This window comes from Tessaracoccus luoxuelianae (assembly GCF_054483915.1).
In genome coordinates, this window is sequence record NZ_CM137013.1 from 1,906,685 (window position 1) to 1,918,795 (window position 12,111).

Below are 12,111 nucleotides of genomic sequence, written 5' to 3' on the forward strand. Positions count from 1 at the left end.
GCTGTGACTTCTACGGCGTGGGGTACGGCCCTGCTCATCACGGGCCCCGAGGCGCTTCTCGCGCACAGGCTCGTCGCGGAGACCAAGGCCCGCGCGCTTGCCGCGCATCCAGAGGCGGACGTCAACGAGATCTCGGCCGAAGAGCTGGAGGACTCGATGCTGTCCGAGGTGGTCGGCGGCTCGCTGTTCTCCTCCCACATCGTCGCCGTCATTGAGGACGTCGGCGGCTGTCCGCCCTCGGTCGTGGATCAGCTGGTGGCGGTGGCGAGCAATCCGCCCGAGGATTTGTGTCTCATCCTGGTTCACCCAGGGGGCATGAAGGGCAAGGGGCTCATCGACAAGCTCAAGAAGGCCAAGGTCCGCACGGAGACCGTCGCTGCCGTCAAACCATTTGAGCTCCCGAGGTTCGTCGGCGACGAGGCACGTCGACGCGGGGTGAGGATCGGACCGGACGCGGCGGGGGAGCTGGTGGCCGCCGTCGGCCACGACCTGCGCAGCCTCGCCGCAGCCGTGGAGCAGCTCGCCTCGGACGGGGACAGCGGCGAGATCGACGCCGCGTTGGTGAAGCGTTACTTCGCGGGACGGGCGGAGGTCACAAGCTTCGCCGTGGCGGACGCCGTTCTTGCCGGCAACCCGAGCCTCGCTCTGGAGCGCCTGAGGTGGGCGTTGAGCACAGGTGCGGCACCGGTGCTGATCACCAGCGCGCTCGCGGGCGCACTGCGCGGAATGGGCAAGTACCTGGAGGCCCAGGGTCTGCGCATGTCAGAGGGAGACCTGGCCCGTCAGCTGGGCATTCCCCCGTGGAAGCTCAAGGACTACGCGAAGCACTCACGCCTCTGGCAGGCCGGTGGCGTGGCCGATGCCATCCGCCTCGTGGCCCGCGCCGATGGTGAGGTCAAAGGAGCCGCCACCAACGCGGACTTCGCCCTCGAGCGCATGGTGCTGGGAGTGCTGCGACTCCGGCGTCACTGACACAGGGGACGCAAAACAGCGCCTTGACGACCGACGGTCAAGACGCTGAAGCGGGTGACGCGGGGTGCGTCAGAGGGAGGCGACGGCCAACGAGATGGCCGACTTGCGGTTCGCGGCCTGGTTCGAATGGATGACGCCCTTGCTGACTGCGCGATCAAGAGCGCGGTTCGCGACCTTGGCGAGCTCAGCGGCCTTCTCGGCGTCGCCTTCGGTGGCGGCCGTGCGGAAGGCGCGGACGTGCGTGCGCAGGGCCGACTTGACGGCCTTGTTGCGCTGACGCGCGATCTCGTTGGTCTTGTTGCGCTTCTTCTGGGACTTGATGTTCGCCACTGGGCAAGCCTCTTTACGGGTGATAATGGTTTCGGTCATGCGTGGGACACGCGACGGTCAAGGTTACCTGAGGCGCTGGCGGCTAGCAAAATCGCCGCCAGCCAGGCGGGTTTAGCCCCATCGCCGGATCCGTGAGATTATGGCCTGTCCCCATGTTCATCGACGAGGAGATGCATGCCCGCTCCGCGCCCCGGCAAGACCGACCCGGCGATTATCCGCAACTTCTCCATCATCGCGCACATCGACCATGGCAAGTCCACCCTGGCGGATCGCATGCTGCAGTTGACGGGCGTCGTCGAAGGCAGGCAGATGCGTGCGCAGTACCTGGACCGGATGGACATCGAACGCGAACGCGGCATCACCATCAAGTCCCAGGCCGTGCGGATGCCGTGGGTCAGGGACGGCGTCACCCACGTCCTCAACATGATCGACACGCCGGGACACGTCGACTTCACCTACGAGGTCTCCCGGTCCCTCCAGGCCTGTGAGGGCGCCATCCTGCTCGTGGACGCCGCGCAGGGCATCGAAGCCCAGACCCTGGCCAACCTCTACCTCGCGCTCGAGGCGAACCTGCACGTCATTCCCGTTCTCAACAAGATCGATCTGCCCGGCGCCAATCCGGAGAAGTACGCCGCCGAACTCGCCGGGATCATCGGCTGCGATCCCGACGAGGTCCTCCGGGTATCAGGGAAGACGGGCGAGGGCGTGTCGCTGCTCCTGGACGCCGTCGTCGAACAGGTTCCCGCCCCGCAGGGTGATCCGGACGCCCCGGCGCGCGCCCTCATCTTCGATTCGGTCTACGACACCTACCGCGGCGTGGTCACCTACGTCCGCGTGATCGACGGCGAACTGAGCCACCGCGAACGCATCCGGATGATGTCCACCCAGGCCACCCACGACCTCCTGGAGGTGGGTGTCATCGCCCCCGACCCGGTCAAAACCGATGCCATCGGCGTGGGGGAGGTCGGCTACCTCATCACAGGCGTCAAGGATGTGCGCCAATCCCGCGTTGGTGACACCGTCACCCTCGACACCCGTCCCGCCTCCTCGGCTCTCGCGGGCTACCGCCACCCCAACCCCATGGTGTACGCAGGGCTGTATCCGATCGACGGCGACGACTTCAACGTCCTGCGCGAGGCGCTCGAGAAGCTGCAGCTCAACGACGCCGCGCTCACCTACGAACCCGAAAGCTCCAGCGCCCTCGGATTCGGGTTCCGCATCGGGTTCCTCGGCCTCCTCCACATGGAGATCGTCCGCGAACGCCTAGAGCGCGAATTCAACCTCGACCTGATCTCGACGGCCCCCAACGTCGTCTACCGGGTGGTGATGGAGGACGGCTCCGAGCACACCGTGACCAACCCGTCCGAATATCCGGAAGGCAAGATCGCGGAGGTGTACGAGCCGGTGGTGCGCAGCACCATCCTGGCGCCCGCGGAGTACATCGGCACCATCCTCGAGCTGTGCCAGACCCGCCGCGGCATCCAGCGCGGTCTGGACTACCTCAGCGAAGACCGCGTCGAGATCCGCTACACCCTGCCGCTGGGTGAGATCATCTTCGACTTCTTCGACGCACTGAAGTCGCGCACGAAGGGCTACGCGTCGCTGGACTACGAGCCCGACGGCGAGGAGACCTCGGATCTGGTCAAGGTCGACATCCTTCTGCACGGCGATCCCGTCGATGCCTTCTCCGCGATCGTGCACAAGGACAAGGCGTACTCCTACGGGCTGCTGATGGCCTCCAAGCTGAAGGAACTCATCCCGCGCCAGCAGTTCGAGGTACCCATCCAGGCCGCGATCGGTTCCCGGGTGATCGCGCGGGAGACCATCCGCGCCATCCGCAAGGACGTGCTCGCCAAGTGCTACGGCGGCGACATCTCCCGCAAGCGCAAGCTGCTGGAGAAGCAGAAGGAGGGCAAGAAGCGGATGAAGATGGTCGGACGCGTCGAAGTGCCCCAGGAGGCATTCGTCGCCGCACTGTCGACCAACGAGTCCACTGCGAAGAAGGCCTGAGCGCCGGGCTCAGATCAGTCCCAGCCGGGCAACCGCGGCCTCCTCGGACCGGAGCTCCGCCACCGAGGCGTCGATCTTCGCGCGGGAGAAGGCGCTGTGGCTGAGGCCCTGCACGATGCTCCAGGAGCCGTCGTGGGTGGTGACGGGGAAGGAACTCACGAGCCCCTCCGGCACTCCGTAGGAGCCGTCGCTCACCACCGCCATCGAGGTCCAGTCGTCGCCCGGGGTCCCAGCGAACCAGTCGCGCACGTGCTCGATGGTCGCGTTGGCCGCCGACGCCGCACTGGACCTCCCCCGGGCGGCAATGACGGCCGCCCCCCGACGGGCCACCTCGGGGAGATAGTCGAAGGCCACCCATCCGTCGTCGACCCAGTCTGCCGCGGGACGCCCGCAGATCCGGGCGTGGTAGACGTCCGCGTACTGGGTGGTGGAGTGGTTGCCCCAGATGGTCATCCTGGTGATCTCCTCGGCCCGACGTCGGGTCCGCCGGGCCAGGAGCGAGACCGCACGGTTGTGGTCCAGCCGGGTCAGGGCGCTGAAGCGCTCCGGCGGAACCCCGTGGGCGTTGCGCTGGGCGATCAGCGCGTTGGTGTTGGCGGGATTGCCGGTCACCACAACCCTCAGATCTCCGGCCGCGGCGGCAGCCAGCGCCTTGCCCTGCTCCGCGAAGATCGCCCCGTTGGCCTGCAGCAGGTCTGAGCGTTCCATCCCGGCCTTGCGCGGCGACGCGCCCACCAGCATCGCCACATTGACCCCGTCGAAGAGGCGGCGGGGGTCGTCGCCAACCTCAACGCCGGTAAGGACGGGGGAGGCGCAGTCGTCCAGCTCCATGGCCACGCCCGCCAGCGCGGGCATGGCCGCAGGCAGGTCCAGCAGCCGGAGCTCGACCTGCCGGTTCCCGAACACGTCGCCCGCGGCGATCCGGTAGACCAGCGAATAGCCGATCTGGCCCGCCGCGCCGGTGACCGCGATCCTGACCGGCGCCATGGTCACCGGACGTTCAGGTCGCCGACGAGGACGCAGCGACGCAGGCGTGCGAAGTTCCGGGCCCGGGTCAGACCTTCACCCGTTGGGCCCGCGATGGTGAAGGTGCAGTAGCCCTCGCCGCCGATCCCGATGCCGTTGAAGGAGGATCCGTTCTTGACGAAGATCGTGGTCTGGATGCGCTTGGCCATCCTGGTCAGGTGAGACACGTCACGCGAATGCATGATGGCGGTGTGCCGGTTGCCGTGCTCCAGCTCGCAGGCCAGGTCGATGGCCGCGTCCACATCGGGCGCGCGGACCATCCCGATCACCGGCATCATCAGCTCATGCACCACGAACGGGTGGTCCCGGTCCGCCTCGCAGACGAGCAGTCGCACGCCCGCTGGGGGCTCCACGCCGATGGCCTTCAGGATCGATGAGGCCGGCTTGCCCATCCACTCGACGGCCGGGGTGCCGCGGGCGGTGAGGATGACGCCCTCGACACGGGCCCGCTCGTCGGCGTTCAGCTCGTAGGCGCCGTGCTTGACCATGGAGAACTTCAGCAGGTCCGCGATGGCGTCGACGGCGACGATCTCCTTCTCCGAGGTGCAGGGGAGGTTGTTGTCGAAGCTTGCCCCGTCGACGATGCACTTGGCGGCGCGGTCGATGTCGGCGGTGTCGTCGACCACCACGGGGGGGTTGCCCGCGCCCGCGCCGATGGCCTTCTTCCCTGAGCTGAGCACCGTCTTGACGATGCCGGGACCACCTGTGGCCACGATCATGCGCACGTCCTCGTGCGCGATCATCGCGGTGGTGTTCTCGATGGAGGGTTCGGCGACGGTCACCACCAGGTTCTCCGGGGCGCCCACGGCGGTGAGCGCCCTGTTGATCTGCTTGACCTGCCAGACGGAGAGGTCCCGGGCCCTCGGATGCGGACTGAACACCACGGCGTTACCGGCGGCCAGCATCCCGATGCTGTTGCACGTGATGGTCTCCGTGGGATTGGTGGTGGGGGTGATGGCACCGATCACTCCGAAGGCGGAGTACTCGACGGTGGTCAGGCCGTCATCGCCGGAGTAGGCGTCGGTGACCAGGTCCTCGACGCCCGGGGTGAGCTCTGCCGCCAGCTTGTTCTTGAGGTACTTGTGCGCGACGTCGCCCATCCCCGTCTGCTGAACCGCCTCAACCGCCATGTAGTCCAGGTTCTCGGGGCGCAGCATGACCTCGCGGACGGCCGCGACGTAGCGGCGCCGGTCCGACATCGACCGGGTGCGGTACTCCCGTGACGCCTTGGCAGCGGCAGCGATAGCCGACTCCATGTCGGCGAAGACGCCGTCGCCAGTGGTGTCCCCGTCGGTCGGTAGCTTGGCCAGCACCCGGCGGATCGTCGCTTCGAGCAGAGCAGGATCCAGCTTCATGATTGTTCTCCCATCACAGCGTTCAGTGCATGTCTCACGATGTCGCAGTCCTGCTCGACGGTGCCGCCGGAGACGCCGAAGCCCCCCACAAGGGTCGGCCCGTCGAAGAGCGGCACGCCACCGCCGAACAGCACGACGCGGCCCGCGTTGCCGTCGGACAGGCCCGGAAGCGGTCCACCATCCCCGGCCAACCGGCCCAACTCGGACGTGGAGGTCCTGAACGCGGCCGCGCTCCAGGCCTTGTTGGCGGCGATGTCGAGGGAGGCCAGCAGCGACCCCGTCATCCGGTGCAGAAGCACCGGGTTGCCGGCGGCGTCGACGACCGCCACCACGACGGGCACGTTCAGCTCCGCGGCCCGGCATTCGGCAGCATCGGCCAACTCCCTCGCGCGGCCCAGGCAGGCATCGGCGGACAGGCCCGCGCCGTCTGCGGGGCCGTCGAGGGCGGCCGCTACCGCGGCGCGGACCATGCGCTCGATCCGGTCACGGTCCGCCCAGGTCTCCGTCAGGCGGGCCATGGCGTAGACGGCGTCGGAGAGCCGGTTGAGGTACTTGATGAGCTCCGGGCGCACCGGCTCGGACTCGGAGAGGGTAAGGGTGCGGCGCTCGGCGCGGCGCACCACCGTCCGCGCCTGGTGGAACGCCGACGAGCGCTGATCGCGCCCGGGCACCACGAAGGCGCGCTGTGGCCCGGTGATGGCCAGGCAGTCGTCGATGAGCCGCTCGAGATCGGTGATGTCCACGTCGCCGACGGTGTCGCCGAGCGTGGCCGCGCCCTTGGCGTCGCTGGCGAGTTCTGCGGCCAGGACGAAGAGTCGCTGCTGGACCTGATGGAGCCGGGCGCGCCAGGGGCCGTCGTCGAGGGCGGCCTTGGCCGCCCCAACCGCGGCGTTGGCCTCGTCGACGGTGCCGTAGGCCTCGACGCGCAGGCTCTGCTTCGCCACGCGCGATCCCCCGAAGAGCCCGGTGTCGCCCCGGTCTCCGGTGCGGGTGTAGACGGCGGGCATGGCTAGGCGTTCTCGATCTCGACGGCGTCGACGATCCCCACAATGGTGGCGTCGAGGGGAGCCTGGGGGCGATCGGCGGCGAACCGGGCGGAGGAGCCCTTGGTGACGATGACGGTCTCCCCGGTGCCCGCGCCCACCGTGTCCACACACACCTCGGGCGAACCCGTGGCCTCGCCGTTCTCGTCGACCCGGCGGGTCAGCATCAGCTTGAAGCCGATGAGGCGTTCGTCCTTGCTCGTCGACACGACGGTGCCGATCACCTTGGCGAGGTACATGTCAGGACCCTTCCTGCAGAGTGATGTGGCGCTTCGCGGCGGCCTCGCGGGCGAGGTCGGTGACAATGGCGCGGGGGTGGAGTCGGATGATGGCGCCGTCGGCCCTGGCGGCGACGGTGGCCTCCGTGACTACGCGCTCGGCCGGGGCCTCCGGCTGTGGGACGCCGCCCGCATCTCCGGCCTGGCGGAGGACCGCCCTGTCGAGCCGCGACGCGTCGGACAGCTGCACCCCGAAGGACCGCAGCGTGGCGAGGTTCTTCCGGAGCATCGCCTGGTAGCCCGAGGGCATGTGGGGGAACCAGGAACGCTTGCCCTCGCTGTCGGGGCAGGCGGCGTTGGTGACCACCACGACGGGCTTGCCGCTCATGATGAACTCGGCGATGACGTTGGAGGCCAGACAGTCACCGACGCCGTGGACCACCTTCGCCACCATGTTGACGGTGAGCGTGGGCACGATGAGGAGGTCGTGGCTGGCCACCAGCGACTTGTCCGCCGGCGTCATGCCGATGCCCGCGATCGTGTCCTGGTCCAGGACCCTGCGGGCCGAGTCCGTCTGGATCCAGTCCAGCGACATCTGGGGGTTCAGACGGGTGAGCGAGGCGCAGGCCTCCTCGAACCCGAGGAGTGCGCCGGTGAACAGGACGAGCCCGGTCGTCGACGAAGGACGGGGAGCGACCCGCTGGGGCATGAGGCCGGCGATCACCTCACGGATGAGGTCTCGCAGCTGCGATTCGTTCAAGGGGTCCTCCGCATCGCGGTGCCGAGTGGGGTGGGGAACAGCGGCTCGACGGAGCGCACGACGTCGTGGCCGAGCACATCGTCGAAGACCTCGGCAGCCCGGGGGAAGGAACTCGATCCGCCGACCAGGTGGATGGTCCCCGGGTCACCGGCGCCATGGAGGGCGTCGCGGGCGATGGTGGCCATCTTTTCCAGCGTGGGGCGGATCAGGCCGAACACCAGCTCCGCATTGGCCGGGTCACGCTTGAAGTCCTCGGCGTCGTCGTAGTCCATGCCGAGGGCGCCGGAGATCACCAGGGTCATGTGGTGGCCGCCGGTGGCCTCATCGATGGAGAACTCCACCTGCCCGTCGCGCAGCAGCGAGACGCCGGTGGTGCCGTGGCCGACGTCGATGACGGTGCCGTCGCGCACCCCGAGCGCTGTCGCGGCCGCCACCGGCTCGTCGACGATCTCCGCGGTCTGCAGCCCGCAGGACTCCAGCACGTTGCCGAACACTTTCGCGGTGCCCGCGTCGATGCCCGGCGGCGCCGCGACCGTGGCGCGCTCGAAGCGGGTGCCGACCCGCTCCTCCAGCGATGCTTTCAGCGCGCCGACCACGCGGACGGCGCCGAGCCAGTCCACCACCACCCCGTCGCGCACCACGGTGGCGCGACGCCACGCCCCGGCGACGGGCGCGCCGGCGTCGTCGACCACCCCGAGCACGATGTTGGCCGTGCCGAGGTCGACGCCGAGGCGCAGTGCGCCGGTGCCGGGGGTGACCTGCTCGGTGCGCACGAGGTGTGCGAACGTCTGCAGGTGGCGGCTGGGGGAGGCGAGCATGGGATCAGTCCTTCACGATGCGCACGTAGTCGCCGGTCCGGGCACCGACGGCGTTGCCTTCGTCGGTGTCCAGATGCAGTTCGGCGAGATAGGAGTCCTTCACGCGGATGAGGAAGTGGTCCAGCCGGCCGCCGCGCTCGCCCTCGAAGAGCACGCTGACGCGGTCCTGGTCGGAGAGCCCCAGTGCGGCCGCGTCGGCGGGACTCATATGGATGTGGCGTCCTGCGACGATGGCCGCATTGGTGCACGCCACCCGCCCAGCTGGTCCGGAGATCTCGATCGGCGCCGCGTCCTCCAGGTGACCCGATTGGGCCATGGGTGCCGCGACGCCCAGCGCGTAGGCGTCCGTGCGGCTGAGTTCGACCTGTGTCGCGGGGCGGTTGGGCCCCATGACGCGCACCCGATCCATGGAGCCCTTGGGCCCATGCAAGGTGACGGTCTGCTCCGCGGCGAACTCACCGCGTTGCCGCACCATCTTCCTCACGCTCGGCCGGGGGGAGCCGAACAGGGTGAGGAAGTCGGCGTCGGACAGGTGTACGTGCCGGTTGGAGATGCCGACGATCACCCGAGTGGGGTCTGCCTCGCACAGTCTGGTGAGGACCCTTTCGGCGATCTCGGAGATCAGCTGGGCTTCGGTCATATCAGGCCTTCGGGAGCAGCTTCTCGACGTCTGCGTGGGGACGCGGGATGACGTGCTGGCTGACGAGTTCGCCGACCTTGGCGGCGGCGGCCGAGCCGGCGTCGACGGCGGCCTTGACGGCGCCGACGTCACCGCGGACCATCACGGTGACGAAGCCGGCACCGATCTTCTCGCTGCCGATCAGCGTGACGTTGGCGGACTTGGTCATGGCGTCGGCGGCCTCGATGGCCCCGACGAATCCTTTGGTCTCGACGAGACCGAGCGCTTGGCTCATGCTTGCTTCCTCCTGCTGGTGGTGGTGGCGGGGGAGTCCGCCGTCGCCGGGGCGGGTGCCGCGGCGGGTTCTGGGGTGGGGGCGACCTGAGGTGCCTCGGGCACGGCGGCCGGCTCCTCGGCAGCAGGGAGCGCTGCGGAGGGCACTGGCTCCTGGGGGTGATAGCCGACGGTGGTGCGGTTGAAGACCATCGTCTCGACCTGGTCCGAGGGTCGGGCGATGACGAGCTTGCTCACCACGCGGCTGACGCGCGCGGCAGCGACGGCGGCGGCGTCGATCGCGGCGTTGACCGCGCCGACCTGGCCGAGGACCTTGATGGTGACGTAGCCGCCGCCCTTGGCCAGTTCGTAGCCGACCAGTTCGACGTTGGCGGCCTTGCAGGCCACATCAGCGGCCTCGATGCCGGCGGCGAGACCGACGACCTCGATCGTCCCTAGCGCTTGCATGGTGGGTCCTTTCCTAAGTGGTGCGGGTGAAGTTCCGGAGCGGAATGCGTTTGACGATGCGGGCGGCGTTGGAGCCGACGATCCGGTCGGCCGCACCCCGCTCGAAATGGCGTGCCACGTAGGGGCGGTGTTCGGGCAGCTTGTCGGTGGTGATGACCACGTAGTCCAACGCCACGCCGAGGCCGATTCCCAGCCGGGAGGTGACGGCCGCATCGTGGGCGAGCACCAGGGGATTGAGGTGGTCGTGCCGCGATACCTCCACGGGGACGCCCTCCTCCTCGATGCCGAGCAGCAGGTCGGTCAGCTGCGCGTCCGTGGTGGCCTCGTGCACGTGGACGCAGATGGCAGGCGGGCCGTCGATCATCGGGCACCAGCTTCCTCGGCCCAGCTGAGGGCCAGGCCGGTGGCGACGGCGTTGCGGGGTCCCTCGGTGCCGCGGATGTTGGCTCGCCCCGCGACGACGCGGTACTCGGCCAGCGCCTTGGTCACCAGTTGGGGGATCTCGAAGTCGAGCGCCGAGCCGCCCACCAGGACCACGAAGTCGATGTCGCGGACGTTGGCGGTGGGGCTGACCTTGCGGAGTGCGCGCACGGCGTTGGTCACGAAGACGCGCTCCTTGGCGCGGATCCGGACCTGACGGATGGTCTCCAGGGGAAGATCCAGATCCAGGGGCACCATGCCCTCGGGCTTGAGCACCACCACGCGCGCGTAGGCATGCGGCGGCAGCGGCTCCTCGAAGAACTGGACGGTGCCGTCCTCGTGCCGGATGTTGAAGACCGTCTCCACCCGGGCCAGCGGATGGCGCTTGATGTCCTCGGCGGCGTCCCACGAGTCCAGGCCGAGTTCGGACTGGATCATCAGGGTGACCATGTTTCCGGCACCCGCGAGGTGGATCGAGGTGCCTGAGCCGTCGGCGTGCATGACGGAGGCGTCGGTGGAGCCGGCGCCGATGTCGAGGATGGCCAGCGGGACGGCCGTCCCCGGGGTGGTGAGCGCGCCGCGGATGGCCATGTCGGCCTCCACTCCGCCCACCTCGACGGGGATCCCCAGCTCGGCGGCCATGTCGGTGGCGATGCGTTGCATCTGCAGCCGGTCGGTCTTGACCATCACCGCGATGCCGACGGCGGCCTCCATGGAGAACTCGTTGGCGATACCGCCGGAGACCTGGCGCGGAACGTGGGTGTCCACGGCGAGCAGATCCGTGATGCGGATGTCGCGGGGAGAGTGGTTGGTGAGCTGCCCCATCGTGACGCGCACCTTCTCCATCATGCCGCCGACGTTGGTGCCGGGTTCCCCGACGATGTCCTCGACGTGGCGCACCTGTTGGGCGGCGTCCATGATCTCCTCGGAGCCGCGGTCGACGTCGACGTCCACCTGGCGGTTCTCACCACGGAACGTGAGGGTGCCGGCGGGGATGCGGCGTTCCTTGACGTCACCCTTCGGGGTCTTGATGACCACCGCGGAGCGGTTGCCGACCAGCGATCGGGCCAGGGGCACCACCTGCTTGGTGTCCTCGGGGTCCAGCCCGAACAAGGTGGCCAGGCCGAAGGGGTTGGACAACACCTCGACGATCCGGCCCACCTCGGCCACCTCGATGGCGGCCAGCATGCCCAGGGGCACCTTCTCGATGAGCGAGACCTCGTCGACGATGGGGATCTTGGTGTGCAGCCGGTTGTGGACGAGGTTGCCGTCGTCGGCCTGAAGGATGGCGCCCGTGATGGTCAGGTGGCCGGACGCGTGGTTGAGGCGCCTGGCCACGTCGTCGTGCGCGTGGCTGCGGTCGGCCACCACGATGAGTGGCTCCGTGGTCGAGGTCGAGTCCAGGTCCTCGATGGCGACCGTCTTCCCGACGCCGATGCCGAGGCCGCCGGGGGTGGAGGGGTTGTGGCCGATCATCGTGGACTCGGTGATGATCGTCTCGGTGATGGTCTCCATGGCCACGTCGCCGATGACGGGGGCCGCCTCGTTGATGCGGATCACCTCCACGTCGTCCATCAGCCTCCCGGCGCGGTCGAGGGCCACCCGCAGTGCGTGGACAACGCCCTTGATGTTGGCGTCGGTGCCCTTGATCCCGGTGGTGGGGATGGTCGAGCTCGCCAGAAAGACGAGCTCACCGCTGCGACGCTCGGCCAACGCGACCTCGGTGGTCGCGTTGCCGATGTCGATGCCGGCAACCATCCCCATCGTCGGAAATCCTCTCTTCGGTGTGTGCAGTGGAG

The 12,111-nt window shown here is 68.7% G+C and carries 14 protein-coding genes; 2 read left to right on the forward strand and 12 right to left on the reverse strand.

The window, feature by feature from the left end; genetic code table 11:
• Window positions 1–3 precede the first annotated feature (3 nt).
• Window positions 4–972, forward strand: coding sequence for a DNA polymerase III subunit delta (gene holA, locus ACX1D1_RS08490; protein ID WP_182782957.1), 969 nt, complete (start codon window positions 4–6; stop codon window positions 970–972).
• 69 nt (window positions 973–1,041) lie between these two features.
• Here holA and rpsT read toward each other — a convergent pair whose 3' ends face one another.
• Window positions 1,042–1,302 carry a 30S ribosomal protein S20 gene (gene rpsT / locus ACX1D1_RS08495; RefSeq protein ID WP_182783118.1) on the reverse strand — a complete coding sequence of 87 codons (261 nt, stop codon included), beginning with the start codon at window positions 1,300–1,302 and terminating at the stop codon, window positions 1,042–1,044.
• Window positions 1,303–1,476: 174 nt separating this feature from the next.
• Here rpsT and lepA point away from each other — a divergent pair, with 174 nt between their 5' ends.
• Window positions 1,477–3,312: a translation elongation factor 4 gene (lepA, locus tag ACX1D1_RS08500; protein WP_182799651.1), complete on the forward strand. Its 1,836-nt coding sequence runs from the start codon at window positions 1,477–1,479 to the stop codon at window positions 3,310–3,312.
• 9 nt (window positions 3,313–3,321) lie between these two features.
• Here the strand turns inward: lepA and ACX1D1_RS08505 are convergent, their stop codons facing one another.
• Genes ACX1D1_RS08505 through ACX1D1_RS08555 form a run of 11 tightly spaced genes read right to left on the reverse strand, consistent with a single transcriptional unit; the run spans window position 3,322 to window position 12,076 of the window.
• On the reverse strand, window positions 3,322–4,305 hold the full coding sequence (locus ACX1D1_RS08505; protein ID WP_459054288.1) for a malate dehydrogenase: 984 nt from the start codon (window positions 4,303–4,305) through the stop codon (window positions 3,322–3,324).
• Complete coding sequence (locus ACX1D1_RS08510; RefSeq protein WP_459054289.1) at window positions 4,302–5,693, reverse strand: aldehyde dehydrogenase family protein; 1,392 nt, start codon at window positions 5,691–5,693, stop codon at window positions 4,302–4,304. Before ACX1D1_RS08510 ends, ACX1D1_RS08505 begins: the two co-directional genes overlap by 4 nt.
• Complete coding sequence (locus ACX1D1_RS08515; protein WP_459054290.1) at window positions 5,690–6,700, reverse strand: cob(I)yrinic acid a,c-diamide adenosyltransferase; 1,011 nt, start codon at window positions 6,698–6,700, stop codon at window positions 5,690–5,692. Before ACX1D1_RS08515 ends, ACX1D1_RS08510 begins: the two co-directional genes overlap by 4 nt.
• A gap of 2 nt (window positions 6,701–6,702) precedes the next feature.
• The gene (locus ACX1D1_RS08520; protein ID WP_459019972.1) at window positions 6,703–6,975 is read right to left on the reverse strand and encodes a EutN/CcmL family microcompartment protein; all 273 of its coding nucleotides are present in this window, start codon (window positions 6,973–6,975) and stop codon (window positions 6,703–6,705) included.
• A 1-nt stretch (window position 6,976) separates the two neighbouring features.
• Window positions 6,977–7,714, reverse strand: a complete 738-nt coding sequence (locus ACX1D1_RS08525; protein ID WP_459054291.1) for a flavoprotein — start codon at window positions 7,712–7,714, stop codon at window positions 6,977–6,979.
• Window positions 7,711–8,532, reverse strand: coding sequence for an ethanolamine utilization protein EutJ (gene eutJ / locus ACX1D1_RS08530; RefSeq protein ID WP_459054292.1), 822 nt, complete (start codon window positions 8,530–8,532; stop codon window positions 7,711–7,713). The genes ACX1D1_RS08525 and eutJ overlap by 4 nt, the downstream gene beginning before the upstream one ends.
• A 4-nt stretch (window positions 8,533–8,536) precedes the next feature.
• Window positions 8,537–9,172, reverse strand: a complete 636-nt coding sequence (gene pduL / locus ACX1D1_RS08535; protein WP_459054293.1) for a phosphate propanoyltransferase — start codon at window positions 9,170–9,172, stop codon at window positions 8,537–8,539.
• 1 nt (window position 9,173) lies between these two features.
• Window positions 9,174–9,446 carry a BMC domain-containing protein gene (locus ACX1D1_RS08540; RefSeq protein ID WP_459019968.1) on the reverse strand — a complete coding sequence of 91 codons (273 nt, stop codon included), beginning with the start codon at window positions 9,444–9,446 and terminating at the stop codon, window positions 9,174–9,176.
• Window positions 9,443–9,892, reverse strand: coding sequence for a BMC domain-containing protein (locus ACX1D1_RS08545; protein WP_459054294.1), 450 nt, complete (start codon window positions 9,890–9,892; stop codon window positions 9,443–9,445). Before ACX1D1_RS08545 ends, ACX1D1_RS08540 begins: the two co-directional genes overlap by 4 nt.
• A 13-nt stretch (window positions 9,893–9,905) precedes the next feature.
• Window positions 9,906–10,256, reverse strand: a complete 351-nt coding sequence (locus ACX1D1_RS08550; protein WP_459054295.1) for a glycerol dehydratase reactivase beta/small subunit family protein — start codon at window positions 10,254–10,256, stop codon at window positions 9,906–9,908.
• Window positions 10,253–12,076 (reverse strand): diol dehydratase reactivase subunit alpha, encoded by a 1,824-nt coding sequence (locus ACX1D1_RS08555; RefSeq protein WP_459054296.1) that lies wholly within the window; start codon window positions 12,074–12,076, stop codon window positions 10,253–10,255. The genes ACX1D1_RS08550 and ACX1D1_RS08555 overlap by 4 nt, the downstream gene beginning before the upstream one ends.
• Window positions 12,077–12,111: the final 35 nt, after the last annotated feature.

What these genes read in the sequence shown, in the direction of transcription:
- lepA (WP_182799651.1), top strand. Translation starts at nt 1,477, where the DNA reads ATGCCCGCTCCGCGCCCCGGCAAGACCGACCCGGCGATTATCCGCAAC.
- ACX1D1_RS08555 (WP_459054296.1), bottom strand. Translation starts at nt 12,076, where the DNA reads ATGGGGATGGTTGCCGGCATCGACATCGGCAACGCGACCACCGAGGTC.
- ACX1D1_RS08510 (WP_459054289.1), bottom strand. Translation starts at nt 5,693, where the DNA reads ATGAAGCTGGATCCTGCTCTGCTCGAAGCGACGATCCGCCGGGTGCTG.
- ACX1D1_RS08520 (WP_459019972.1), bottom strand. Translation starts at nt 6,975, where the DNA reads ATGTACCTCGCCAAGGTGATCGGCACCGTCGTGTCGACGAGCAAGGAC.
- eutJ (WP_459054292.1), bottom strand. Translation starts at nt 8,532, where the DNA reads ATGCTCGCCTCCCCCAGCCGCCACCTGCAGACGTTCGCACACCTCGTG.
- pduL (WP_459054293.1), bottom strand. Translation starts at nt 9,172, where the DNA reads ATGACCGAAGCCCAGCTGATCTCCGAGATCGCCGAAAGGGTCCTCACC.
- ACX1D1_RS08515 (WP_459054290.1), bottom strand. Translation starts at nt 6,700, where the DNA reads ATGCCCGCCGTCTACACCCGCACCGGAGACCGGGGCGACACCGGGCTC.
- ACX1D1_RS08550 (WP_459054295.1), bottom strand. Translation starts at nt 10,256, where the DNA reads ATGATCGACGGCCCGCCTGCCATCTGCGTCCACGTGCACGAGGCCACC.
- ACX1D1_RS08545 (WP_459054294.1), bottom strand. Translation starts at nt 9,892, where the DNA reads ATGCAAGCGCTAGGGACGATCGAGGTCGTCGGTCTCGCCGCCGGCATC.
- ACX1D1_RS08540 (WP_459019968.1), bottom strand. Translation starts at nt 9,446, where the DNA reads ATGAGCCAAGCGCTCGGTCTCGTCGAGACCAAAGGATTCGTCGGGGCC.